This is a genomic window from Aromatoleum petrolei, assembly GCF_017894385.1.
GTDB classification, from domain to species: domain Bacteria; phylum Pseudomonadota; class Gammaproteobacteria; order Burkholderiales; family Rhodocyclaceae; genus Aromatoleum; species Aromatoleum petrolei.
Genome location: NZ_CP059560.1, coordinates 758,430 through 782,802 on the forward strand (window position 1 = coordinate 758,430; position 24,373 = coordinate 782,802).

Genomic DNA, 24,373 nt, shown 5'->3' on the forward strand with positions numbered 1-24,373 from the left:
CGAGTGGCTGGTTGATCGAACACCACAGCGTCGCCGGTCGCTGGACCGCGGTGGCCGTGATGCTCGTCGCTGCCCTGAAAGGCCGCGCGGTGCTGCTCTACTTCATGGAACTGAAAGGCGCGCCCCGAGGGTGGCGTGTCGCCTTTGAAGTGTGGATCTGGCTTTGTGCCGCGGTGGTCGTCGCTTTATGGGCCGTGGGCGGCACCAGCGCCTGAAATCGCCAGACTGTCGATCGCAGAATATGAGGGCGGGCATCCTGACAGATGCCCGCCCTCTATCACGCATGGTCTTCGTGCATCAGAACACCAATACCGGCTTGATCGCCTCGCCCGTCTCGGTGGCCTTGAACGCGTCGTTGATGTTCTCGAAGCGGTAGGTCGTGATCAGCTTATCGAACGGAAACTTGCCGTCGCGGTAGAGCTGTACCATGCGCGGGATGAACTCCTGCGGGTTGGCGTCGCCCTCGGTGATCGGGCGCAGCGTGACGCTCTTCACGAGCAGGTCGAGCAGCGTCACCGGCACCGCCGCGTCGGGCGCAGGCACACCGAGCAGGCCCACCGTTCCACCCGGCAAAGTGCAGTCGATGGCCTTCGCGATAACCGGCGGGAGACCGGTCGAATCGAGCGAGTGGGTCACGCCACCGCCGGTCGCGGCCTTGATGCTCGCGACGAGGTCTTCGGTGTTGAAGGGGTCGAACACGTGGCTCGCGCCGAGGTCCAGCGCCAGCGCACGGCGCCGCACGTTGGGTTCGATCACGACCACCGGGCCGGCGCCGACGGCAAGCGCCCCGAGCAGTGCGCTGAGGCCGACACTGCCGCCGCCGAAGATCGCGAGCGACTGGCCGGGCTTGAGCGCCAGCGAATTGATCGCCGCACCCGCGCCGGTCTGGATGCCGCAGCCGAGCGGGCCGAGGATTTCGAGCGGCACGCCGTCGCCCACCGGCACGGTATTCACTTCCCGCGCCAGTGCGAAGGTGCCGAATGAGGATTGGCCGAAGAACAGGCTATGCACCGCTTCGCCCGTGGCATCGGTGACGCAGCCGCCGTCCACGCGCTGCGCGGCGCCGAAGTTGAGCGGCAGCATCTGGTGGCAGGTCGCGGGGTGATCCTCGCCGCAGCTGGAGCAGTGGCCGCAGGAATTGAAGGACAGCACCACGCGCTGGCCCGGCTTGACCTTGGTGACCAGCTCGCCGACCGCTTCGACGATGCCGGAGCCTTCATGACCGAGCACGATCGGCAGCGGCACCGGGAAGCCGTCGCGGCAGACGACGTCGGTGTGGCACACGCCGACGCCGACCATGCGCACCAGCACTTCATCGCCTTTCGGCGGGCTGATGCGGACGTCCTCGATCTGGAGCGGCCCTCCGACCGTGCGCAGCACGGCCGCCCGTGCGGTAATGAACAGCGAATCCTGGATGCTTCCCATGGTGTTTCGTCTCCTGTCTGGTTTGGATATTCAAGCCGCCACAGCGCGGGCGGTGGTGCTCATATCGGTGAACTTGTCGTAGTGAATCGCCTCGAGGTCGACGCCGAGATTGCAGGCGACCTCGATCGCGCGGTCGATCATCACGGGCGGGCCGCACATGTAGAGCTCGGCGCCGCGGTCGGCCTCGCCCGCGAGCGCGGCGTCGATGTATTCGGTGACCATGCCGCGCCGACCTTCCCAGTCGCTGCCGGCGGGCTCGTTGGAGAGCACCGGCACGAACTCGAAGCCGCCGCGCCAACCGCCAGCGATGGCGCGAATCTGGTCGAGGGCGTAGAGATCGGCCTGGGTGCGCGCGCCGAAGAGCAGCACGCAGCGACGGGTGACGCGCTTCTTGCGTGCGTCCTCGAGAATGCTGAGCAACGGTGCAAGCCCGCTGCCGCCGGCGATGCAGATCATCGGTCCGCTGCCGGTGCGCAGATGGAAATCGCCAAGCGGCCCCTCCACTGAAACCGCAGCGCCGTTCAAGGAGCCCGCGAACAGGGCTTCCGTGAACGCACCACCGGGCACCTTGCGGATCATGAAGGACGGCCTGCGGTTGCCCTCGCGCTCCGGGGCGTCCGCGAACGAGTAGCAACGCGGCAGCGTCAGCGCGGCGGTCTTCAGGTTCGCATACTGGCCGGCGACGAAACGCAGCGGCCGATCGACTTCGACCGTCACCCTCAGGATGTCGTGGGTGAGGCTTTCGGTGGCGATGATCGTCCCCAGATAGCGTTCTGAAGGCGGCGCGTCCTCGATACCCGCCTGCACCTGCACGACGATGCGTTCGTCCTGTGGCACGGCCTGGCAGGCGAGGATGTAGCCGGCATCGAGCTCCTGCTGCGATAGGACGTAGCCGAAATCGGTGATCGCCTTGACCTTCCCCTCCACGAGCCGGCACTTGCACGCGCCGCAGGTGCCTACCGTGCAGTTGTGGGGGAAGGGAACGGAATGTTCGAGCGCGCTTTCGAGCACGGTCTGGCCGGCCGGCACTTCGAAACTCGCGCCGAAGGGTTGCACCTCGACGGTCGGAACCGATTTCGCTTTGAACAGTTTTTTCAGAAAACTCACCATCGCCTGCCTCTCTTTGGGTAGGGAAGCCGGCCGGCGGGCCGGGGGAACCCTTTTATTCGCGGTTGCTCCGGCGCGTTCTATGTCTTGCGGCCGCACCCACGCTTTCGTTGTTGAAATACACGCGTCGAGCCCACTTGACGCTGCACCGACGCTTAGATTGTCGTCACCCGCGTTCTCCAATCCACCTGCCGAAAGTTGGGTTCAGCGCTGAACCGGAGGCACGGTGAGCGAGCCGAAGAGCAGCTGCGGCAGCCCCATGCCCAGGAGGAACGCAACGATTGCCGACTGGCCCGCCGTGAAATCCCCGTGCGACAGCTCTGCGCCCACCGCGCCCAAAGCCGGGAGCATCATGTCCGTCGCCGTAGCGCCGACGACGAGGCACGCGGCGACGAAGGCGATGAACTCTCGCGAGTCCATCGCCGGCTCGCGTCCCACCGCTCCGATCACTCCTTCGCGCCGCCTGCAGCGGCTGCGACGGACGTGGGGCGAACGAATTCGACTGGCGGCCGACTGGCGGAACCTGCCGCCTTCAGCACGTTTTCGCTCGGGGCGGGGACAACCGAATTTGTCGATGAGGCTTCGCGTGATAACTGCGCACTTTGGGAGCCCTTGCGGCGCACAGTTTCGTCCTTCAAGAGGAAAGCAGCCAAGCAGGGAATGACGATCAGGGCGCCGAGCATGTTCCATACGAACATGAAGGCCAGCAGCAGTCCCATATCGGCCTGGAACTTGATTGGAGACCACGCCCACGGCACGACCGCCGCCGCCAGCGTGATACCGATAAGCGCGACGACCTTGCCTGTGAAGACCAGTGCCTTGCAATAGGCTTCGGTGAGCGACAAACCCTCGCGCTGCGCGGCCAGCTGCACCGCCAGCAGGTACAGGGAATAATCCACGCCGATGCCAACCCCCAGCGCCGTGACCGGGAGGGTCGCGACCTTGACGCCTATTCCCAACGTCACCATCAGCGCCTCGCACAGCAGCGAGGTGACAACCAGGGGGACTACGGCAACGACCACTGCGCGCCAGCTGCGGAAGGTGATGAAACACAGTGCAATCACCGCCGCATAGACGTAGAACAACATCTTCCGGTTGGCATCGCTGACGACGATGTTCGTCGCCGCTTCGATGCCCGAGTTCCCTGCAGCCAACAGGAACTTCCGTTCATTCGTGTTGTGCTCGGCCGCGAAGGCTTCGACCGTCTTGACGACTCGATCCAGCGTCTCCGCCTTATGGTCAGCGAGAAAGGCGATAATCGGTGCAACTGACCGGCTATCGTTGAACATCTCCGGATTGCCGTCATAAACATAGTTGAGCGCGTCGGCCACGACGTAGCTGTCGCGGTTCAGCGTGATCCACTTCGGCGATCCCTCGAAGCCAGCGGCGGTGTAGTTCCGCGCGAGGCTCGCCGCCGACACGGTCGTCTGCACGCCAGGCAGATCGCGCAGGATTTCCTCGAGGCGGTCCATTTCCAGCAGCGTTTCGTAAGTCACCAGTCCCTGCTCGGGCGTCGTGACGACGACCGCGAACTGGTCACTGGAGAGCTGGTAGTGCGCCGTGATGAAGGCGTTATCGCGGTTGTAGGTGGAGTCGGGCCGCAGCTCCGGCGCACCGGGATCGAGGTCTCCGATCTTCAGATCCTGCGCCACCACGAGTGCCGCGACGGTCGCAACAACGGAAAATACGATCACGGCGAGCGCCCACGGCCGCTTCGTGAAACGCGCCAGCCAGCGTGCCAGAGGGTGGTCCTCCTCGTCCTCGCGCAGGGAACGCGCAGCCGCTGCGAGGCTGACGCCGGTGTACGAAAGCAGCACGGGAAGCAGGATCAGGTTGGTGAAGATCAGCACCGCGACGCCCGTGCTCGCGGCAACGGCCAGGTCGCGAATGACAGGGATGTCGATGACGGACAGTACGCCGAAGCCCACGGCATCGGCGAGCAGCGCCGTAAGCCCGGCCAGGAAGAGCCGGCGGAAGGTGTAGCGGGCGGCGACGTAGCGATGCGTGCCCCGACCGATGTCCTGCGTGATCCCGTTCATCTTCTGCGCACCGTGCGAGACGCCGATCGCGAAGATCAGGAAGGGCACGAGCACCGAATACGGGTCGAGCACGAGGCCGAAAAGCCGCATCAGGCCGAGCTGCCAGGCGACCGCCACCAGCGAGCAGGTGACGACGAGGGCGGTGCTGCGCAGACAGCGGGTATAGGCCAGGATCAGGCCCGTGCAGATCACGGCGGCATAGAGGAAGTAGGTGAAGACTTCGATCAGGCCGTGGATCAGATCTCCGACCAGTTGGGCGAAGCCGATGATGTAGATGTTGACGCCCTTGGCAGCGTATTCGGTGCGGATCGAATCGACCGCATCGCGGAAGGCGCGGTAGTCGAGCGCCTTGCCGCTCATGGCGTCGTGGCTGAGCAAGGGCACGAACAGCATGCTGGAACGCTCGTCGTTCGCGACCAGCGAGCCGACGATGCCCGCCCGGCGCACGTTGTCGCGCAACGCCTCGATACTGGCCGGCGAACCGTCGTAAGTGTCGGGCATCACCGCCCCGCCCTTGTAGCCCTCGGCGGTGATCTCCGTCCAACGCACGACCGGCATCCACAAAGACTTCATGAACGATCGATCGACGCCGGGAACAAGAAAGACGCGGTCGTTGATGTCGCGCAGCGCCGCGAGGTAGTCGGCGTCGTAGATGTCGCCGTTGGCATTCTCGACCACGATGCGGACGGAATTGCCCAGGCCTCGGAGGGAGGCGGTGTTCTGAAGGTAGTTCTGAATGAAGGGATGCGAGACCGGCATCATCTTCTCGAAGCTGGCATTGATCTCCAGCTTCGACGCCTGCAGGCCCAAGAGCACAGTGAGCAACGCGCAGGCGATGACAAGGATCATCCGGTTGTTGAAGATGATCCGCTCGAGCAGGCCTCCGGAGCGAGCATCGAAGTCCTCGGGCCGGGATATGACCGGCATGACTTCCAGTTTGTCGGTAGTGATGGACATGGGAATTCTCTGTTGGTAGCGCTAAGGGCGCTTCGGTCACTTGCCGCTCGCGGCGGCTCCGTTGCCAGCGCTGATACGAACCCCTTCCAGTCCGGTCAACACGAGGCTGCCGTCGGCGAGGGACGCCATTCCGGTCATTCGCATGGGCTGATCGAGGTTTGCGAGGACCGGTGCTTGCGCGGACCAGTCGCCGCGCAGGAGTTGCCCCGCGACATTGCCGAGCACGAAGGCACCGTTGACCGCCGTGCCGGCGGCGATCGTCTGTTCGCTCGACACGCGCAATGCCCGCCAGGTGTCCCCGCGGTCGTCGCTGCCATAGACGACCCCGCGCAAGCCGAAGGCGATCAAGGCGCGCCCTTCTCCCGCAATGCCGAAAAAGCTGCCGTTATAGCCGGTCTCAATCGCTGCGAAACGCCCCGCCGACCGGTCAAACCGATAGATCCGCCCACGCTCGCCGACGATGTACAGGTCGCCGCCGACGCTACGGATTGCGTTGAGATTCAGGTATTCGCCGTTGTCGACGCGCTCCAGCCAGGGCTCCCAGGTTTTCCCGCCGTCACGCGTCGCCATCAGCATGCCGAAGGAGCCAACCGCATAGCCGATGTTCGCGTCCTCGAACCAGACGTCCAGCCAGGGTAGCGCCGGACCGGCGCGGTAATTCAGGTCGAGCTGCGCCGCGGCCGCTTGCACTTGCGGGTTCGGCGCCATCTTCGCGTAATGAGCCTTGAAGGTATCCGGCGCGCTGCGCCCATCGAGCTGCTTGATCCAGGTTGCTCCGCCATCCGCGCTATGCAGCACGACGCCTTCGTGGCCGACGGCCCACCCCAGCTTTGGAGTCGGAAAATGCACGGAGAGCAGGTCGCTCTGGACGGGCACTTTCGCCTGCGTCCAGGTCTTGCCCTGGTCGTCGGACACGACAACGAGACCGCGCGGGCCGACCGCCACCACGCGTTCACCGGCCACGGCGACCGCCATCAGCGGGCGCTTTGCCGGGTTCGTGCGCATCTCGGCGGGCGTGTCGAGGGGGTCGCGGAAGGTCGGCGCGGAGAACGCGGGTAATGAAAGCAGCAAGGCACAAAGACTTCCGGCGCAAACCGCCGATCTGAAAAGTGTACGCGGGCGTGGAAGGGACGAATTGCCTGCCATGGCGAAGTCCTCAATCGTGGTGGAATCAATCCTGAAGCGTTCCGAACAGAATTCGGGTGCGCTGGACCCAGACCAAGGCGGCCGGCTGATCGCCGGCCGCGGGCTGCACTCTTACCGGACGCCGCCTGCGGCGACGGCCTGGGGAGTCAACCTGACCGGCAGGCCCTCCGCAGTGTCATAGCTGCGGATCGAGTTGCCCGGTTCCTTGTGGCCCGTATTGAGGATGAAGTAGTTCCCCTTGATGAGGTCGTTCGTGCTCCACGTCTCGGTATTGAAGCCGCCCGTGTCGTAGGTCGGGAAGCCGTAGTAGTGGCTCACGCGCCACAGCGCTCCACCGTTGTCGTAGGCTTCCGACGCGACGATGCACCAGCAGTCCTCGTCCAGATAGAAGGTGCGCCGGCTGTAGGCGTGACGGGCACCTTCCTTGCGAAGGCCATCCACAACCCACACGCGGTGCTTTTCCCAGCGCACGGCCGACGGATTAATGTGCTTCGACCCCAGGATGTCCTTCACCTCGAGCGTGTTCGTCGGTCCGAACGCGTTGTAGGGAATGAGCATCTCCTTCTTGCCGACGATCTTGAAGTTGAAACGATCCATGCGCCCGAGATAACCGTAGATGTCGTCCCACACGGTCACGCCACCATAACTCGCGATCGGCACGTCGTAACTGAACTCCGGGGCAAGACGCACGCGGCGCTGGCCGGGCGTGTAGAACCACACTTTCTGCCCCCCGTCCGCTGCATTTGGCGTGTAATAGTTCAGGAACACGATGCCGGCCGACGAGGGCGGCGAGGTCAGCGTGGCCGAGAAGCCGAACAGGGCGTCGAAGGTCTGGCTGCGCAGCTTGCCGTTCTTGTCATACCAGGGGTGAAGGAAATACTCGCTTGCCGACGGCAGCGTCGTCATGTTGCCCGCGCTATCGAGCAGGAAGCCCCCGCCGACGTTATGACTGACGGCTGCCGCATATCGCGCGGTCTGGTTCCACAGCACCTCGTAGCCCGTTTTCGGTATCGGGAACGGAATACCGGCATGCGGCAAACCGCCTTCGGCTGCACCGGATAGCGCATCGCCCTCGACTTCGCCCGTCAATTTGGCCGTGGTCGCGTTCTTAACTGTGTTCTGCAGCACCCACGCCGGATAACGGAAGCTGCGGTGGCTGGGATACACGTCGATACGGAAGCTCGGGTATTGCTTCATCAGCGCCTTCGCGCCCTCGGTCAGCTCGGCTTCGTACTTCGCCATGTTCTTCGCATCGACCGAGTACAGTGGCTTTTCGTCCTTGTACGGATCCACGTACTGCGCCATGGTCTTGGAATCATAGCCGGGCACCTTTTCCAGGCCCCCCGTGTACGCCGGGATGGAGTTGTCCTTGTTTCCCGCCTTCTCCGCACCGAATTCCGTCAACGTGGAGCCCAGTTGCTTTGCTTCATCGGCCGTGACCGCAGCGATCGTCGATGATGCGCCAATGACGCAGGCGCCGCCGACAACCAGCGTGCGGATGATGTCTTTTGTCCTGATCATGATGTCTCCTCCTAGGTGATTCAGAACGACGTCTTGAGGGTGAGCTGCAACCAGCCCTTGTCGTTCAGACCAACGGCGCCGTTACCACCGAAGCCGGCATAGGATTCGCCGAGCCCCGGAATGTTGACGGAGTCACCGGTCTTCCATTTGTAGCCGTTGTATTGCAGCGCAATCGAGTGCTTGCTCTTGTAGGTCGCCTTGACGCCGACTGAGTAGATCTCGGCGTCCTCCGCATAGAAGGAGCCGGCGGCATAGGCCGGATTGCCGTGCACCCCTCGGGTATACGAAATGGGCATGCTCAAATCGACGCTTGGGAATACCTGCAGCCATTGCGGCTCGAACAGCACCGCGAAACCGAGCGCGTCCTTCGTCGCACAGCCGTCCCACTTGTCCCCGCGCAACGCCGGATTCACGCTGTCGCGGCAGGCCCCGTAGCCGACACCGTTGAACATCGACTTGTTGCCCGTGACCTTCGCGAGGTGCGTATAGCTCAGTTCCGCGATCAGGACGCCGGAATCGTAGAAGGGCGTCGTGCCGAGCTGGACGAAGGCGTTGGCGATCACGTTGACGACATCGCCGGTCGCCCCTTCGGTCGTCGGCACGCCCGGAATCCCGTTGGTGAGCGAGCTGTTGAGGGCCGTGTCCTTGCGGTACGAGGCCTCGAAACCGGTGCTCAGCAGGCCGAAGCTGCGCTCGTAGCTGACGCCGAACAGCTTCACCTTCTGCGCGTAGGACAGGTGCAGCCTTCCGCCCCCGCTCGCGCCGACATCGGCGAGCGCCCAGGGATGGACCTCGTCGAGCTGCCGGTAATAAAAGCCCAGATCGCCCCCCGCCCATTCCGGCGACCAGGCGACCTTCACGCCGAAGTTCTGGTTGTTGTGGCCCGGCGTGTCGTCGTGGCCAGCCGAAACCGGGCCGCCCAGCGCGCCAGCCAGGGCACCGCCGCTCTTCGGGCCGCGATACAGAATATCGAACGGCCCGAGGAAAGTGCCGCCTTCGGGATAGCGGTTCCCGGCAAACTCGAGGAAGTACTGACCGGCGATCGACAATTCCGGCGACAGCTCGGTCTGCGCGAGGATCTGCGCGCGCGGCAGGAATAGCTCCTTCACTTCGGAGCCCGGCTGCGAGAAGCCCTTGATGTAATCGACCGGTGACTGCGAATACGCAATGTTCGAGAAGCCGAAGAAGAAGGCGTTGCCCCAGAATTGCGTCAGGCGCCCCGCTTTCAGGTAGACGGGCTTGTCGCCCACCTCGGTGTTCGCGAACACGAAGGCGTCGAGCAACTCTCCGCCCTCCATGTGATAGCGCTTGGTGTAATTGGAGTAGTGCCCGCTGGGATACGACAAGAAGGTCGAAAAGGCCGGATTCGGGTTCGTCTTGACCTCGTCGTCATAGGCGAAATCCTTCCACACCGATCCCGACAGGCGAAAGCCCATCCGGTCCTTGTAGACGGCCTGGAATTCGATCAGGTCCTGGATGCGATTGGTGACCAGATCTCCCTTGTCGAACTTGTAGTCCGCTTCTGCATAGAACGGGTGATTGCCGAGCTTGTCGTCGCGGCTCTGCATCCGCGTACCGACCGTGTATTGGATGGAGTTGTCCAGATTGACGGTCCACTCGGGTGGCGTATCGAACGTGAAGGCGTGCGCCGAAGCCGTTGCGAACATCGCGGATATGACGGCGGCGACCCCCGTCAGACGCCGGCCGCGGTTGCTGTCGCGGGAACTGCTCATTCTCATGGTGTGTCTCCGTCTCGTTCTTGGTAAGCGCCGATTCCCTTCGCGCGGGTACCGGCGCCCCCTCGTTTTGATCTTTCCATGGTCACCAGAGGCCTAGCTGTGCGAGCCTAGGTCATGATGCTAACGTCCTGCCGCATATGGTCCTCTACCATACCGTTTCATTAAAAAAATTTGACGCCCCTAGGGCCCCGGCCCCTTCCCGGCCGGGGATTCGCGTCACCTTTCCTCAGGCCGCCTGCCTTACCTCTTCCGGCTCTTCGTTCTCGTCGTGGATGATGACCACACCGTTGTCGCCGTCGAGGGTGATCGTTGCGCCATCGGGAACGAGCTGAAGAGCGCCCTCGATCTGCACCCCGGGCAGGCCGTACTCGCGGGCCAGCAGCGCGCCATGGCTGATGAGGCCACCGGTCTCGAGCACGATGCCCTTGATCAACATGAAGACCGAGGTCCAGCCCGGGTCGGTCGCATGCACGATCAGGATGTCACCCTGCTTCACGCGGCCGATCTGGGACAGTTCATGAACGACGCGCGCCGTGCCGGTGACCTTTCCGACACTGGTCGTCTTGCCGCGCAGCACCCCGTCACCGGAGATCTCGGGCTGGTCGATCGGCGCGGCCCGGCCAAACTGTATGTAGGAAGCCGGATGCACCGCCTTGGTGTCGATCTTGTCGAAGTTCTTCCGCCGTGCGTCGATCTTGGCGCGGCACAGCTTCATGTTCGCCGTACCCTCCAGCACTCCGTACAGCTCTTCCATCGTCAGGAAATAACACTCGCGCATTTCGGCGAGCAGCCCCCGCTCGACGCAGCGCCGTCCGACCTCCTCGAAGCCGAGCTTGATGTCGTACGTGGACCAGTCCATCACCTCGCGCTCGTTGTCGCGGTACTCGAGGCTGTGATGCGAGAAATCGATCAGGAACTTGAACAACTTCGCCTTGAAGACGCCCAGCGCCGGCTGCGCGCGCAGGTTGTCGTGCACGTGCCGGATCGTCTCTTCCAGCCGCTCGCGCATGCGATGCTCCTGAATGCGCGGGTCGGGCGTCCCCATCAGCGCCGGAATGATGCGCAGGTCGACCATCGGGTCGTCCGCACGGCGATCGAAGTAGATATCGCGATCCGGATGCCCGCGGTGGCCGCGCAGCCGCACGTGCTCGGCATACTTTGCGCGGAAGGCGGGGCCGTCGATGCACTGGTCGAGATAATCGAAGAAACGCGCATCGGGGTACTTGGCGAGGAGCGACTTCAGCTCGGGCGAGCGATGGATCGTGTCCGCCAGCTCCCACACCGCGAAGTTGTCCTCGGAGGTGATGGTCGGGTTGCGGGTGCCGGTGACGAGATCCATGAAAACGGTCGGGCGGCCGCCGTCGTACCAGTTCTCGACGATCCAGGCGACCCAGCCGAGGGACTCGCGCATGTACCACAGCAGTCCGTTCCACGGCGGATCGTACGAGGAAATCTCCAGCCGCATGACGTCCGCGATATGACGCTTGAGCTCACCGTCCGACATCGCGGCGAATTCGCTGCGCGAACGCGGGCGGGTCGCTTCGCGGTATTCCTTGTTGTCGATGAAGTCGTCGCGGATCGCCTTCCACCAGTTGTATCCCATGTCCGGCCGGTTCGCTTCCACCTTGAGGAACATCTCGATGTAGCGGTCCCAGTCGAAGGACGCCTTGAGCGCCTCCTCGTGCCAGTCCTTCGGGATCTTGTGCAGCATCGTCTTCCGCAGCTGGGGCGGGACGGCCGCCTTGATCAGTTCGAGATCGTTCCTGCAGTTGTAGTAGGAAACGCCCTTGTGATAGATCCACAGGCGCCCCGACGTGTAATCCAGTTCAGGGTAGCCGAAGGCATGCACGCCCAGGCTGTGGCACTGATTGAGGCCCCAGCAGCGCCAGGAGAACATCAGCGGCGAGATGGCGCCCGTCCACATTTCTTCGGGGAAGGTGCGCGACCAGATCGTGTCGTGCGGCGTCGCGTCATCGTTGCCTTGCACGCTCTCGGTGACGTCCGCATCCCACGAGAACTCCACCCCCGTGACCGGGCGCGCCTGCAGCACAAAGAATTTGCCGGCGGCATACGCCCACTCGATGTCCTGCGGAAAATCGTCGTACGCGCGCTGGATGCGGCGCCCCAGATCGGCGAGCCGCGCGACGTGCTCGTCATCGAAGGTGAAGGCCTTCGACTGTGCCTCGCTCACCGATTTTTCGACCGTACCGACGCCCGTCTCCGGGTTGCGGACCGTCATCACCAGCTTGGTGCCGAGCGTGCGCTCCAGCACCTTGAGCGTCTTGTGACGCACGATGTATTCGTCCGGCGTGACGATGCCGGAGACAATCGCTTCGCCCAGTCCCCAGCTCGCGTTGATCAGGATCTGGTCGGTGGCGGTGTTGATCGGATTGCCAGTGAACATCACGCCCGACACCTCCGACTCCACCATGGTCTGCACGACCACCGCGATCGAGGGGAACTGGTTGAATCCCTGCGTCTTGCGATAGGACACCGCGCGCGCTGTCCACAGGCTTGCCCAGCAGCGCTTCACGGCGTCGATCAGGCATTCGCGGCCGCGGATGTCCAGGTACGTGTCGTGCAGACCGGCGAACGAGGCGCCCTCGAGGTCCTCGGCCGTTCCCGACGACCGCACCGCCACGAAAATGCGGTCGCCCATCGCCGCATAGCCCGCGAGGATCTGCTCGGCGATCGTCGACGGCATGTCCACCTCGACGATCCAGCTGCGGATGCGCTGAACGGACTCTTCCAGCGCGTTGGCGTCACCGTAGTCGATCGCCGACAGCGCGCTCGCGATGCGTTCCTTCAGGCTTTCGATGTGCGCCGCGTAGGCTGCCGTCGACACCACGAATCCCGGCGGCACGTCGAAACCGCCCTGTGTGAGCCGACCCAGGTTGGCCCCCTTTCCCCCCACCAGGTTCAGATCGGTGCCTTCCGGCGCACCGAACGCGATCGTGTAATGCGTTGTTGATTTATTGTCCATCTGTCTCGTCTCCTGTATCTCCCTTTCGATGTGGAAAGGGGGTGCTTGCGTAAAGTGGTCCTGCCCTTGCTCCTTGTGTCAGTTGTCGCCCACGTGCTGCCCGGGCGGCGCAGACAGCGCCGCGGCCATCATCTCGAGGCAGTCCTCGAACAACTCATCGATCGGCAGATTCGCTTCCTCCTTGCGGCCCGAGTGCTGGATCAAGGCATTGAGGAACATCGAACCGACGCTCTCGAGCCGCAACCAGAATCGCCGGCGGCCGAGAAACTCGAGGCGCTGGCCCAGCAGCCGGATGGCGCGCCGGAAGGCAACCGTGTTCGGCGAGTCGTAATCCACCGGGTGTTGCACGCCCTTTGGGCGGTGCGTCGTCAGGTACGCCGCGTGCAGCTTGATGTAGCTGATGTCGCGCTGATCGCGGTACAGCCGGAAATTGGGCTCGAAACAGATCCGTAGCAGCCACCGCAGGTCACCCAGGCGCCCCTGCACTTCCGCCAGCTCGAGCATCTCCTGGCGCTGGTGCTGAAGCTGCCCTTCGCGTAGCTCGAAGATCGCGGACAACAGGCCCAGCTTGCTGCCGAAGTGGTATTGCACGGCGTTGTTGTTCTTCTGCTGCGCGGCCTCGCTGATGGCGCGCAGGCCGACAGCGTCGATTCCGAAGTCGCCGAACAGCCTTTCCGCAGCAACGATGAGGGCGATCCGGGTGCGCTCGCTCTTTCCGAGGGGCTGCTGCAGCTCCACAGCGTCAATCGCGTCCGTTGTCTCGTTCATCTCGTCTGCTTGAATACTATTTTTAAGCATGGATCGAAGTCTCTTCTTTTGGATTATTTAAGTCAACTGCCTTATTTCTAGTTTCTGATAGGCAAAACCTCAAGGTTTTTTGTGCGTCGCACGAATTTTTTTACTGCAGCTGCCTTATTTTTCCCCGATCCAGCGCTCCGGTGTTCGCCTGGAACTTCCCTCCTGTCACCTGCGATTTCCGACGGCGACACAGTCTCAGCCCTCGGATTTCAAGGGAAACCCCGCTCGAAAAAGCGCAGCCCGGATTCCTGCTTGCACATTTCGTATGTTGGCGTATCGTATTTCAGGCTACCGCATGCACTGCACGGTTTCGGCTTCCACCCGGCCGTGATAACCCCACCTGATCGATAAAAGGAGACATCGAGTCATGAATGGCAACAGGCAGTCCTTCTTCATCGACGGCGAGTGGCAGAAGCCCGCGTCGTCGGCACGCATCGACGTGATGAATGCCACCACCGAGGAAATCATCGGAAGCGTCCCCGACGGCAGCGAAGCCGACATTGATCACGCCGTCGCCGCGGCGCGTCGCGCGCTGAAAGCGCCGTCGTGGGGCGGGCTTCGCGCAGCGGAGCGCGCTGCGGCGATGCTGCGTTTCGCCGACGCCATCGAGAAACGCGGCGCCGAGCTCGCGCGCTCGGTGAGCATCCAGAACGGCATGCCGATCAACGTCGCCGACCAGCTCGAAAGCGGGTTCGTCGTCGCGATGCTGCGGTACTACGCCACGCTGGCGAAGGACATGGTCGTCGAGGAAAGCCGGCCCTCCCCCATGGGTTTCACGTCCCTCGTGCGCCGTGAGCCGGTCGGCGTCGTCGGCGCGATCGTGCCGTGGAACTTCCCTGTCGCACTATCGATGATGAAGATCGGCCCGGCCCTGGCCGCGGGCTGCAGCATCGTACTGAAACCCTCCCCCGGCACCGTGCTCGACAGCTACATCCTCGCCGACGCCGCCGAGGAGGCACAGTTGCCCGCAGGCGTGATCAACTGGGTACCGGGGGGGCGCGAACTGGGCGCGTATCTCGTTTCGCACCCCGGCGTCGACAAGGTGGCCTTCACGGGCTCCACCGCAGCCGGCCGCATCATCGCCCAGGAATGCGGGCGTCTGCTGCGCCCGGTGACGCTGGAACTAGGCGGCAAGTCCGCTGCCATCGTGCTGGAGGACGCCGACCTTGGCGCGCTCGTCCAGGGCCTGCCAACCGCCTCCATCCTCAACAACGGCCAGGCCTGCTTCTCATGCACGCGCATCCTGGCGCCTGCGAGCCGCTACGACGAAGTCGTCGATGCGGTCGCCGGGGCAGTGTCCGCGCTCGTCGTCGGCGACCCGCTGGAACGGACCACTCACATTGGCCCGATGGCCTCCGCGATCCATCGCGATCGGGTACAGGGTTACATCGAGAAGGGCAAGGGCGAGGCACGTCTTGTCGCAGGCGGCGGCAAACCGGACCACGAGCGCGGCTGGTTCGTGCAGCCCACCGTCTTCGCAGACGTCGACAACAATGCGACGATCGCTCGCGAGGAGATCTTCGGCCCCGTGCTGGCTATCATCCGCTACAACGGCGAGGACGAGGCAGTACGCATCGCCAATGAATCGGAATACGGCCTGGGCGGCACGATCTGGTCGACCGACCGCGCCCACGCCGCTGAGCTCGCTCGCCGTATCGAGACCGGCACGCTGGGCATCAACGGCTACATGCCCGACCTCAACGCCCCCTTTGGCGGCATCAAGGCGAGCGGGCTGGGACGCGAACTCGGGCCGGAGTCGGTGTCCGGATATCAACGGTACAAGTCGATCTACCAGCTCGGCTAACGGAGTTCGATCGGAAGCGCGCATTAACATTCGCTGCCCAGCTCGGCCCACCCGCTCAGTACGGGTGGCCCGAGTTGGCCGGTCCGACCCGTGAGAGCCTCCTGCCCGGGCGATTACCTCCGGGCGTCGGCGGCGGGAGCCGCTTCCCGCTGGCGAGCCAATGCCGCGCGCATTTTCCGCCGCGCACCTGGGGCGAGCGCCTTGTACACCAGGCGGACCATCCAGTTAGGCAAATACCGCGCACGCTCCTCGAGCGCAACGCGGCCGCGCGGATGGTCCATCAGGTTGGGGTAGGGAAACGGAAAGCGATAGTTGCGGCTGTTTCGCCAGAACTCGATCGCCGAGATGTGCTTGGCGTTCTTGTAGCCGTAATGCGCGGGTGCGACGAGTCGCCACGGGGCACCGTGAGCGATACCGATCGGCTCGCCATCCAGTTCATCGGCGAGCAGGACTTCGTCGGCCATCAAATCCTTGAGCTGCATGCTCACCGCGTAGCCGTCCTGACCGCGAAAGACAACGAAATCGGCCCCGTCCAAGGGTTCCGCACAGCGCTGCACGACGTCCCGATAGAACTCGCTGAAACGCACCCCGCTCCAGCGCAGCCCGCGATATGACCATGTCGTGACGCAATGAAAATCCGAAACCTGCTCCACCCGCTGTAGCGTGGTCAACTCCCGACCGACGATCATTTCACGGCGCACGTCCCCCGCAATCTTGAGTGACTTCAGGTCGGGCGAATGCGGCAAGCGCTTGGCAAACAGGCCGAGGCCGAAGCGGTCGAAGCTCGGATATTCGAACTGCCCGGGTGGAAGCGGTTTGTTCATCTCTGTCCGTCAGCCCGGATTTCAAACGGTGGTCGCCGCGAGTTCACCGAACTGCTTGCGCAGCGCAGTCTTGAGGATCTTCCCCGTCGGCGTCATGGGCAGGCTCGCTGCAAAAATGATCTGTTTCGGCGCCTTGTAGGCGGCAATCATCTCGCGGCAGTGGGCGATCAGTTCCTCTGCGCTCGGGGACCTCTCCTCGGTCGGTACCACGATCGCGGTTACGCGCTCACCCCATCGTTCGTCCGGGAGCCCGATCACTGCGACCTGCGAGACGGCCGGATGCTTGCTCAGGGCCTGCTCGACTTCGGTCGAATAGACGTTTTCACCGCCCGAGATGATCATGTCCTTGGTGCGGTCTACCAGGTACAGCATGCCGTCGGAGTCACGATAGCCCGCATCTCCGGTGCGATACCAGCCCCCCGATAGTACGGAGTCAGTTTGAGTGGGTTTGTTCAGGTATCCCTTGAACATCGCCGGCGAGCGTACGGCGAACTCGCCGATCTCGCCGTCGGGAAGCTCGTCGCCCGCTGCGCTTAGAATCCGCACCTCCACGAGCGGTACGGGCGTGCCGCAGGACTTCAGCTTGCGCTCGTCTTCCAGATCGTGCTGATCGGGCCGCAGCAGGGTGACTGCGCCGCAGGTTTCGGTCGCACCGTAGAACTGCATGAAGTCGCAGCGCATCGTGCTCATTGCGCGCTTCAGCAGCGGCGCGGTGATCGGCGACCCGGCGTACATGACCAGGCGCAGCGCGGAGAGATCGGTCTTCGCGGCGTCAGGATGGTCAATGATCATCTGGATCGCAGTCGGTACGAGGCAGCAGATGGTCGGCTTGTCGCGCTCCAGGGTCGCGAGCAGTGCGGGTATGTCGAGTCCGCCGAGGATCGTGAGCGGGATACCGTTGTATAAACCTTGCAGGGACAGGCCCGTGCCAACGAGATGGAAGTTCGGCATCACGAACATCATCACGTCGTCGTCCTTCCAGCGGAACGCCGGCTCGAGGTGTTCGCACAGGCGCATGAAATTGATGCCCCCATGCGTGAGTTCGACGCCCTTCGGCTGGCCCGTCGTGCCCGACGTGTAGAGCAGCAGCGCGGTGTCCTCCGGACGGACCGCGACGCGTGGGTCGACGTCGCTACTGGCGCTCATGCGGGACTTCAGCGGACTGTCGCCATCGGAGGTGGAGTCGAACTCCACGATCCCGAAGCGCACGCCGCAGGTCTCGCGCACCCTTTCGAGCAGCGGAACGAACTCGCGATCCACGAGGATCAGTGGCGGCCCGGCATCCTCGATGACGGCCTTCAATTCGAGCGCGGACAGACGCCAGTTCAGCGGCAGCAACGCGCAACCGGCCTTGCTGGCGCCGAACATCGCTTCGAAATACTCGATCGAGTTCTTGCCGTAGAAGCCGACCACCTCGCCCCGACCCAGCCCGGCGTCGATGAAGAGGTTGGCGATGCGACTGGACGCATGGTCCAGTTCGCGGAAGGTTTCGCGGCGTCGCGCATTCATCAATGCGACGCGCTCGCCTGCGGTCCGTCCATGGTAGCGGGGAATGTCCCCGAGGGAGGCAATGTCAGCGTAGAGCCACATTCAAGGCACCTCGTCAAAGTTGTAGCGGGGATCGTCGGCTCACTCGCCGCGGAATACGGGTTTGCGCTTTTCGACAAAGGCGAGGATGCCCTCGCGGGCATCTGCGCCTGCCGCCACACGCGAAAGCGCCTGGGCCTCGTCTTCGAGTTGCGCTTCGAAGGGCTGGCTCAGCGCGGTCGCGAACAGGCGGCGGATCTCGCCGAAGGCGCGCGTCGGGCCCGCAGCGATGCGCTCGGCGGCCTCTGTGGCCGTGTCGTTCAACTCAGCGTCGTCGATCACGAAGTCCACCATGCCGGTGGCGGCCGCCTGCTCGGCCGTAAGCGTCTCGCCACACAGCAGGAAGCGGCGCGCACGCGCGACGCCCATGCGGGTGGCCAGCGCGCGCGAGGCGCCCGCATCGCAGCAGTAGCCGATACTCGGATACGCCGCACCGAACTTCGCCGAGCGGCCGGCATAGACGAGGTCGCAGGCGCTGATCAGCGCGACCGCGCCGCCCATCGCAATCCCGTGTACGGACGCGATCATCGGTGCATCGAGCCGTGCGAGACGGGCGATGCCCATGTGCAAGGCGCCGGTCCATTTTCGGATCCGCTGGGGCAATTCGTCCAGGTTTTCGACGAACATTCGCACGTCGCCGCCCACGCTGAAGTACTTGCCGCGCGCGGTGAGGAGGATCACGCGCAGGTCCTTGCGCCCGGCCAGTTCATTGGCAACCTCGAGCCATTCGTTGCAGAAGGCCTCGTTGAATGGATTGCCCGCCTCGCCTTGGTTCAGAGCGAGTCGGGCAATGCCGTCCCGCAGATCGAGGTCTATTGTCTTGTAGCTCATTCCTGTCTCCTTGTTCGCACAGCGCTCCAGCGCGAAGGGGCGGTGCGCTTCTTCTTCGATCCCGCCCGAATGGGCCGGGAGACTCAAGACTGCAATTCGGCGCGCTCGCGGAAATGCTCGAGCGCTTCGGGATTCGCGAGGGCCCCGGTGTTCTTCACCGGCTCGCCGTGCACAACCTGCCGGATTGCGAGCTCGACGATCTTTCCGCTCTTCGTGCGGGGAATGTCGGGCACCTGCACGACTCGGGCGGGCACGTGGCGCGGAGTGGTGTTGTCGCGGATCTGGCGGCGAATGCGGTCCGCGAGCGTCTCGTCGAGCGCGATGCCCTCGCGCAGGCGCACGAACAGCACGACCCGTACGTCGCCCTGCTTCTCCGGCGGCCAGTTCTGCCCGATGACCGCGGACTCCATGACTTCCTCGAGCTGCTCCACTTGGCGGTAAATTTCCGCGGTGCCGATGCGCACCCCGCCGGGGTTCAGCGTCGCGTCCGAGCGACCGTGGACGATGAAACCGCCGTGCGCCGTCTCCTCGCAGAAGTCGCCGTGACACCACACCCCGGGGAATCGTCCGAAGTAAGCTTCGTGATACTTGCGTCCCTCGGGATCGGCCCAGAAATACAGCGGCTGGGTCGTGAACGGGCGCGTGCACACAAGCTCGCCCTTGCGTTCCGTGACCGGTCGGCCCTCCTCGTCGAACACGTCGACCGCCATGCCCAGCTGCTTGCACTGGATCTCGCCCACCCACACCGGCAGCACCGGATTGCCACCGACGAAGGCGCCGAGAAGATCGGTGCCGCCCGAGATCGACGCGACATGCACGTCGCGCTTGAAGGCGCGGTAGATGTAGTCGTAGCCCTCCACCATGAGCGGGCTGCCAGTCGAGTACAGCACTTCGACCGAGCCTGTCTCATGTGTGCGACCGGGTTCGAGGCCGAGTTTCGCGCACGCCTCGATGAACTTGGCCGAGGTGCCGAAATGCGTGAATCGCTCGGCCTGCATGTAGTCGAACAGGATGTGGTTGTCCGCGGCAAAGGGGCTCCCGTCGTAGAGCATCAGTGCAGCGCCGGAAGCCAGCCCCGAAGCGAGCCAGTTCCACATCACCCAGCTGCAGGTCGCGAAGTAGAACAGGCGGCTGCCGTCGCAGAGGTTGCCGTGCAGCTGGTGTTCCTTCAGGTGAAGGGTCAGCGCACCGCCCGCGCGATGCACGATGCACTTGGGCACCCCGGTCGTGCCGGACGAGAACACGATGTAAAGGGGATGATCGAAGGGCAGCTGCTCGAAGCGGATATCGCTCGCCGTCGCGTATTCCGCGGTCAGCTCGTCGAGCGTGACCGCCGCGCGGATACCGGCCGTCGGATCGGCCAGGTCCAGGTAGGGGCAGATCACCACGGTATGCACGGTTGGCAACTGCTCGGCGATCTCCCGCAGCTTGCCGAGGCAGCTGTGCGACTTGCCGTTGTAGTGATAACCGTCGGTCGCAAACAGCACGACCGGTTCGATCTGACCGAAGCGGTCGACGATGCCCTGCGGGCCGAAATCGGGCGATGCCGAACTGAAGATCGCGCCGATGCTCGCCGCGGCCAGCATCGCGATGATGGTGTCGGGTGAATTCGGCATGTAGGCCGCCACGCGGTCGCCTGTCTTGACGCCGCGTGCGCGGAGCGCCGCCGCGACACGCGCGACAGCCGCATACAGTTCGTCCCGCGACAGACGTCGTTTGACCTTGTCTTCACCCCAGAACACCAACGCATCCGCGTCGCCCCGGAATCGCAACAGGTTCTCCGCGAAATTGAGGCGCGCGTCGGGAAACCAGCGCACGGACTCCATCGTCGCGCCCTGCTCCAGCACCCGCTCGCCCTTCGACTGCGCGACGATGCCCGCAAAGTCCCACAGGCCGTTCCAGAATTCGTCGAGATGTTCCACCGACCACGCGTGCAGCGCATCGTAGTCGTCGAAACGCCGGCCCCAGCGCGCTTCCATGGCCTGGCAGAAGCGGTTCATGTTGCTCGTCGCGATACGTCCCGCTTCAGGAACCCACGCGGCACCCTGGACATCGACGGGGGATTTCAAAGGCATGAGTTGATCTCCGATCTCGTCAGGCTTCGGTGGCCCGAACATGGGGCGTGATGCCGGCGGTCCGCGGTGCCCGGATGTCAGGCGTGGGATCGGCTTCGCGCTCGGTAGGTCTGGTTGCCGTTGCGGAACGCTTCTCGCCACCCATGACGAAGGCGGCGATCGCCGGCAGCAGCAGGATCGCGCCGAAGAGATTCACCATGAACATGAACGCGAGCAGGATGCCCATGTCGGCCTGGAACTTGAGCGTCGAGAGCGCCCACGTCAGCACCGACACCGTCATCGTCACGGCGGTGAACACCGACGCGGTACCACGGTCCTTGAGCGACTGCACGAAGGCATCGCGCAGGCTGGCGCCGCGCTCCTGCATCTCGTGCTTGATGCGTTCGAAGAGGTAGATGCCGTAGTCGACGCCAACACCGACCGCGATCGCGATCACCGGCAGCGTGTTCACCTTCACGCCGATGCCCAGCGCCGCCATCGTCGCGTTGCACAGCAGCGTCACCAGCGCCAGCGGCACGATGATGCACAGCGTGATGCGCAGCGAGCGGAACGTGACCAGGCACAGCAGCGCCACGGCGCTGAACAACGTGAAGTTCACCCACTTGTCCGAGCGCTCGACCACCTCGTTGGTTGCCGCCATCACGCCGACGTTGCCCGAGGCGAGGCGGAAGCGCAGCGTGTCGGTGTCGTTCTCAGCCTTGAAGGCCTTGATGCGCTCGACGATGTGGTTGATCGTCGTCGCCTGATGGTCGGTCGTGTAGATCGAGATCGGCATCGCAGTGCATTTCGAGTTGCGGTACTCGTTGCCGAGCCGCGTCGCCATGCCGATACCCTGTGCGATCTGCGGCACCGTCTCGGGCAGCATGCGCCAGCGGTACCAGCCCTCGGCGAAGTCCTGCGTCACGGCGCCGATGAACGAGGACAGGCTGCGCACCGCCGCGACCCCCTCGGTCTGGCGCATCGCGAAGTCGAACTTCTCGACCTTCTCCTGCACCTCGCGCTGCACGCAGGGCGAGTCACCGCCATCGGCCTCGGCGATCACCTGCAGCAGGTCGACGCCGATCGCGAAGTTGCCGGTAATCATGTCGACGTCGCGGTTGTAGCGCGAGTCGGCGCGCAGCTCGGGGACGCCCGTGCCGAGGTCGCCGATCTTGAGATCGCCGAGCTTCCACACGCCGACCCCGGTCAGCGCCAGCGCAACGACGATCGGCAGCACCGCCCCGCGCGGCGTCGCTAGCACGCCTAGCCGTTCCCACATCGCGTAGCCGGCGGTCTCGTGGCCGCTCAGCCGGCTCGCCGTCTTCGCCGAAAAGCGCATGTAGGACAGCAGGATCGGGAGCAGCAGCTTGTTGGTGAGGATCATCACCGTGACGCCGATCGTCGACGTGTAGGCGAGCTCGCGCACGATCTGGATGTCCACCACCGCGATCACCATGAAGCCCAGCGCGTTCGCCAGCAGCGCGGTCGCGCCGGGGATGAAGAGCTTCAGGAAGCAGTTGCGCGAAGCGGTCACGCCGTCGTGACCGCGCAGCGTTTCCAGCTTCCACGCGTTGGTCATCTGCACCGCGTGCGAGACGCCGATGGCGAAGATCAGGAAGGGCACGAGGATCGACATCGGGTCGAGGCCCATGCCGAGCAGCGGCAGGATGCCGAGCAACCAGATCACCGGGATCAGGGCCGCAACCAATGCCCACGCCGTCAGCATCAGCGAACCCGAATACCAGAACAGCAGCACGCCGGTGATGAAGAAGGCGACGACGAAGAACAGCAGCACGCTCGACGCGCCTTCGGCGATGTCCGCAGTGGCCTTCGCGAAGCCGATGATATGCACCGTGACCGCGTCGTTCTCGTACTTGCCGCGGATCTCCTCGAGCTTCGCGCCGACTTCGCGCAGGTCGAGTTCCTTGCCCGTATCGGGATCGGCGGACTGCAGCGTCGCGACGACCATCGTCGCCGTCATGTCGGCGGCGACGATGCGGCCGATCCAGTCTGACTTGAGAATGTTCTGCCGAACCTTGGCGAATTCCTCGGTCGTCCCCGAGAAATCGGCCGGGACGAGATTGCCGCTCTTGAAACCCTCCTCGACGACCTCGTTGTAGCGCACGTTGGGCGTCACCAGCGAGGTCAGGGAGCTGCGATCGACCCCCTTGAGGTAGAAAAGCTCCTCGGTGACCCCGCGCACGACGTCGATGACCTCCTTGCGGTAGATGTCGCCCTCTCGCACCTTGATCGCGACCAGCACCTTGTCCGCGCCACCAAAGTCCGCCTTGTAGTCCTCGAAGGTCTTCATGTACTCGTGGTTCGCGGGGATCATCTTGGCGAAGCCGGAGCTCACGCGCAGGCTGGTCGCCGAAAACCCGAGCACCAGCGTCAGCAGGATGCCGACGACGAGCAGCGGCAGGCGCCAGCGGAAGGTCGCGTACGCGATGCGGCCAATGAAGCCTTGCGAGAATTCTTCGGAACGAAACTCGCCGTGGACCACGGACTCCACGTCCGTCGATTGCCTGATCACGCTGTCGTGATCGCTGTTCTTGTGCACGATGCCTCCTGGGACTATTTGGCGGACGCCGCGCCGGACGCGGGCGCGAGCCGGCCGGTAGCGAGATAGCCGACATAGACCAGCGCGCCGTCGGCGGCGTACGCTGCCTTCGCGATCGGCGTGCCCTCCGGCGAACCGCTGATTTCGAAGCTGCGACCGTTGTCGCGGCTGACCGCGATCAGGCCGTTGTTGCCGACCAACACGACGCGCCCGTCTTCGGCGACCGTGCCGCCATTGAGCGCGCTCTTCGAGGCGAGCGGCACCTGGGTCCAGCTCGCGCCGTGGTCATCGGAGCGGAACACGTTGCCGCGCATGCCATACGCGAGCAGCGCGCCGTCCTTCAGGCCGAGCAGCCCGAAGAACGAGCCCTTGTACTGCGCGTCGAGCTTCGTCCATGTTTCGCCGCGATCTGGCGACACCGCGATCGTGCCGGCCTCGCCGACCAGGTACAGCCGCGGACCGACCTCGGTGACGTGCGAGATGTGCCATTCGAAGTCGTCGCCGACGACCTTGCGCCGCGTCCAGGTGAGACCCTGGTCGGCGCTCTCGAGGTACATCCCATAAGCGCCGTAGGCCACCAGCCGCCCGTCACCGAGCAGAGTGATGCCGAGGATCGAGTCGGAACCCGCCTCGTCGGCCTCGACCGCCTTCCAGCTCCGGCCGCCGTCGGTGGTGCGCACGATGCTGGCGCCGTGGCCCACCGCCACCGCACGCTCCTTGTCGATCACCACCACCGACACCAGCGTGCGACTGGTCGGCGTCTGCACGCCCTGCCAGCTCTTGCCGCCGTCGTCGCTGTGCATCACCACGCCACGCTCCCCGACCGCGACGAAGCCGCCGTTGAAGCGCACGACGTCGAACAAGGCCGTGTGCTGCGCTCGGATGGGGTCGGGCTTGGCGACCATGGCTGGCGCCGCCGACGCGAGATGCACGAAACAGGCGCCCGCAAATGCGATGAGGCCCGCCCGATAGAGAATGCGCTTCATGGGAACCGCCAC

At 64.2% G+C, this 24,373-nt stretch carries 17 protein-coding genes; 2 read left to right on the forward strand and 15 right to left on the reverse strand.

From position 1 onward, the window contains the following. The first annotated feature begins 11 nt into the window (after nucleotides 1-11). A complete protein-coding gene (locus ToN1_RS03475; RefSeq protein ID WP_244860955.1) occupies nucleotides 12-215 on the forward strand; it encodes a cytochrome C oxidase subunit IV family protein in 204 nt (67 codons plus the stop codon). Nucleotides 216-297: 82 nt separating this feature from the next. Here the strand turns inward: ToN1_RS03475 and ToN1_RS03480 are convergent, their stop codons facing one another. The 9 genes from ToN1_RS03480 to ToN1_RS03520 all read right to left on the reverse strand — a co-directional run bounded on the left by ToN1_RS03480 (nucleotide 298) and on the right by ToN1_RS03520 (nucleotide 13,685). After that, the gene (locus ToN1_RS03480; RefSeq protein ID WP_169204610.1) at nucleotides 298-1,425 is read right to left on the reverse strand and encodes an NAD(P)-dependent alcohol dehydrogenase; all 1,128 of its coding nucleotides are present in this window, start codon (nucleotides 1,423-1,425) and stop codon (nucleotides 298-300) included. 30 nt (nucleotides 1,426-1,455) lie between these two features. After that, nucleotides 1,456-2,535 carry a 2Fe-2S iron-sulfur cluster-binding protein gene (locus ToN1_RS03485; RefSeq protein ID WP_169204611.1) on the reverse strand — a complete coding sequence of 360 codons (1,080 nt, stop codon included), beginning with the start codon at nucleotides 2,533-2,535 and terminating at the stop codon, nucleotides 1,456-1,458. Nucleotides 2,536-2,736: 201 nt separating this feature from the next. Further along, nucleotides 2,737-2,970 carry a hypothetical protein gene (locus ToN1_RS03490; protein ID WP_169204612.1) on the reverse strand — a complete coding sequence of 78 codons (234 nt, stop codon included), beginning with the start codon at nucleotides 2,968-2,970 and terminating at the stop codon, nucleotides 2,737-2,739. Between the two features lie 8 nt (nucleotides 2,971-2,978). After that, the gene (locus ToN1_RS03495; protein WP_169204613.1) at nucleotides 2,979-5,528 is read right to left on the reverse strand and encodes an efflux RND transporter permease subunit; all 2,550 of its coding nucleotides are present in this window, start codon (nucleotides 5,526-5,528) and stop codon (nucleotides 2,979-2,981) included. A gap of 36 nt (nucleotides 5,529-5,564) precedes the next feature. Beyond that, nucleotides 5,565-6,599: a WD40/YVTN/BNR-like repeat-containing protein gene (locus ToN1_RS03500; RefSeq protein ID WP_210148007.1), complete on the reverse strand. Its 1,035-nt coding sequence runs from the start codon at nucleotides 6,597-6,599 to the stop codon at nucleotides 5,565-5,567. Between the two features lie 186 nt (nucleotides 6,600-6,785). Continuing rightward, nucleotides 6,786-8,195 (reverse strand): DUF1329 domain-containing protein, encoded by a 1,410-nt coding sequence (locus ToN1_RS03505; RefSeq protein WP_169204615.1) that lies wholly within the window; start codon nucleotides 8,193-8,195, stop codon nucleotides 6,786-6,788. 20 nt (nucleotides 8,196-8,215) lie between these two features. After that, entirely contained in the window at nucleotides 8,216-9,934 is a 1,719-nt protein-coding gene (locus ToN1_RS03510; RefSeq protein WP_169204616.1) for a DUF1302 domain-containing protein, read from the reverse strand. 226 nt (nucleotides 9,935-10,160) lie between these two features. After that, on the reverse strand, nucleotides 10,161-12,917 hold the full coding sequence (locus ToN1_RS03515) for a PEP/pyruvate-binding domain-containing protein (protein WP_169204617.1): 2,757 nt from the start codon (nucleotides 12,915-12,917) through the stop codon (nucleotides 10,161-10,163). Nucleotides 12,918-12,995: 78 nt separating this feature from the next. Then, a complete protein-coding gene (locus tag ToN1_RS03520; protein WP_169204618.1) occupies nucleotides 12,996-13,685 on the reverse strand; it encodes a TetR/AcrR family transcriptional regulator in 690 nt (229 codons plus the stop codon). 397 nt (nucleotides 13,686-14,082) lie between these two features. Between ToN1_RS03520 and ToN1_RS03525 the strand changes: the two genes are divergently transcribed. Further along, nucleotides 14,083-15,519, forward strand: a complete 1,437-nt coding sequence (locus tag ToN1_RS03525; RefSeq protein ID WP_169204619.1) for an aldehyde dehydrogenase — start codon at nucleotides 14,083-14,085, stop codon at nucleotides 15,517-15,519. A 113-nt stretch (nucleotides 15,520-15,632) separates the two neighbouring features. On the opposite strand, the gene ToN1_RS03530 is transcribed toward ToN1_RS03525, so the two are convergent. The 6 genes from ToN1_RS03530 to ToN1_RS03555 all read right to left on the reverse strand — a co-directional run bounded on the left by ToN1_RS03530 (nucleotide 15,633) and on the right by ToN1_RS03555 (nucleotide 24,361). Further along, on the reverse strand, nucleotides 15,633-16,343 hold the full coding sequence (locus ToN1_RS03530; protein ID WP_169204620.1) for a molybdopterin-dependent oxidoreductase: 711 nt from the start codon (nucleotides 16,341-16,343) through the stop codon (nucleotides 15,633-15,635). A gap of 21 nt (nucleotides 16,344-16,364) precedes the next feature. Further along, a complete protein-coding gene (locus ToN1_RS03535; protein ID WP_169204621.1) occupies nucleotides 16,365-17,933 on the reverse strand; it encodes a long-chain-fatty-acid--CoA ligase in 1,569 nt (522 codons plus the stop codon). Between the two features lie 39 nt (nucleotides 17,934-17,972). Beyond that, complete coding sequence (locus ToN1_RS03540; protein ID WP_169204622.1) at nucleotides 17,973-18,761, reverse strand: enoyl-CoA hydratase/isomerase family protein; 789 nt, start codon at nucleotides 18,759-18,761, stop codon at nucleotides 17,973-17,975. An 83-nt stretch (nucleotides 18,762-18,844) separates the two neighbouring features. After that, nucleotides 18,845-20,836: an acetoacetate--CoA ligase gene (locus ToN1_RS03545; RefSeq protein WP_169204623.1), complete on the reverse strand. Its 1,992-nt coding sequence runs from the start codon at nucleotides 20,834-20,836 to the stop codon at nucleotides 18,845-18,847. Nucleotides 20,837-20,855: 19 nt separating this feature from the next. Then, nucleotides 20,856-23,375, reverse strand: a complete 2,520-nt coding sequence (locus ToN1_RS03550) for an efflux RND transporter permease subunit (RefSeq protein ID WP_244860956.1) — start codon at nucleotides 23,373-23,375, stop codon at nucleotides 20,856-20,858. Between the two features lie 14 nt (nucleotides 23,376-23,389). Then, nucleotides 23,390-24,361 carry a WD40/YVTN/BNR-like repeat-containing protein gene (locus ToN1_RS03555; protein ID WP_169204624.1) on the reverse strand — a complete coding sequence of 324 codons (972 nt, stop codon included), beginning with the start codon at nucleotides 24,359-24,361 and terminating at the stop codon, nucleotides 23,390-23,392. Nucleotides 24,362-24,373: the final 12 nt, after the last annotated feature.

What these genes read in the sequence shown, in the direction of transcription:
- ToN1_RS03480 (WP_169204610.1), bottom strand. Translation starts at nt 1,425, where the DNA reads ATGGGAAGCATCCAGGATTCGCTGTTCATTACCGCACGGGCGGCCGTG.
- ToN1_RS03485 (WP_169204611.1), bottom strand. Translation starts at nt 2,535, where the DNA reads ATGGTGAGTTTTCTGAAAAAACTGTTCAAAGCGAAATCGGTTCCGACC.
- ToN1_RS03495 (WP_169204613.1), bottom strand. Translation starts at nt 5,528, where the DNA reads ATGTCCATCACTACCGACAAACTGGAAGTCATGCCGGTCATATCCCGG.
- ToN1_RS03505 (WP_169204615.1), bottom strand. Translation starts at nt 8,195, where the DNA reads ATGATCAGGACAAAAGACATCATCCGCACGCTGGTTGTCGGCGGCGCC.
- ToN1_RS03510 (WP_169204616.1), bottom strand. Translation starts at nt 9,934, where the DNA reads ATGAGAATGAGCAGTTCCCGCGACAGCAACCGCGGCCGGCGTCTGACG.
- ToN1_RS03515 (WP_169204617.1), bottom strand. Translation starts at nt 12,917, where the DNA reads ATGGACAATAAATCAACAACGCATTACACGATCGCGTTCGGTGCGCCG.
- ToN1_RS03520 (WP_169204618.1), bottom strand. Translation starts at nt 13,685, where the DNA reads ATGAACGAGACAACGGACGCGATTGACGCTGTGGAGCTGCAGCAGCCC.
- ToN1_RS03525 (WP_169204619.1), top strand. Translation starts at nt 14,083, where the DNA reads ATGAATGGCAACAGGCAGTCCTTCTTCATCGACGGCGAGTGGCAGAAG.
- ToN1_RS03530 (WP_169204620.1), bottom strand. Translation starts at nt 16,343, where the DNA reads ATGAACAAACCGCTTCCACCCGGGCAGTTCGAATATCCGAGCTTCGAC.
- ToN1_RS03535 (WP_169204621.1), bottom strand. Translation starts at nt 17,933, where the DNA reads ATGTGGCTCTACGCTGACATTGCCTCCCTCGGGGACATTCCCCGCTAC.
- ToN1_RS03540 (WP_169204622.1), bottom strand. Translation starts at nt 18,761, where the DNA reads ATGAGCTACAAGACAATAGACCTCGATCTGCGGGACGGCATTGCCCGA.
- ToN1_RS03545 (WP_169204623.1), bottom strand. Translation starts at nt 20,836, where the DNA reads ATGCCTTTGAAATCCCCCGTCGATGTCCAGGGTGCCGCGTGGGTTCCT.
- ToN1_RS03555 (WP_169204624.1), bottom strand. Translation starts at nt 24,361, where the DNA reads ATGAAGCGCATTCTCTATCGGGCGGGCCTCATCGCATTTGCGGGCGCC.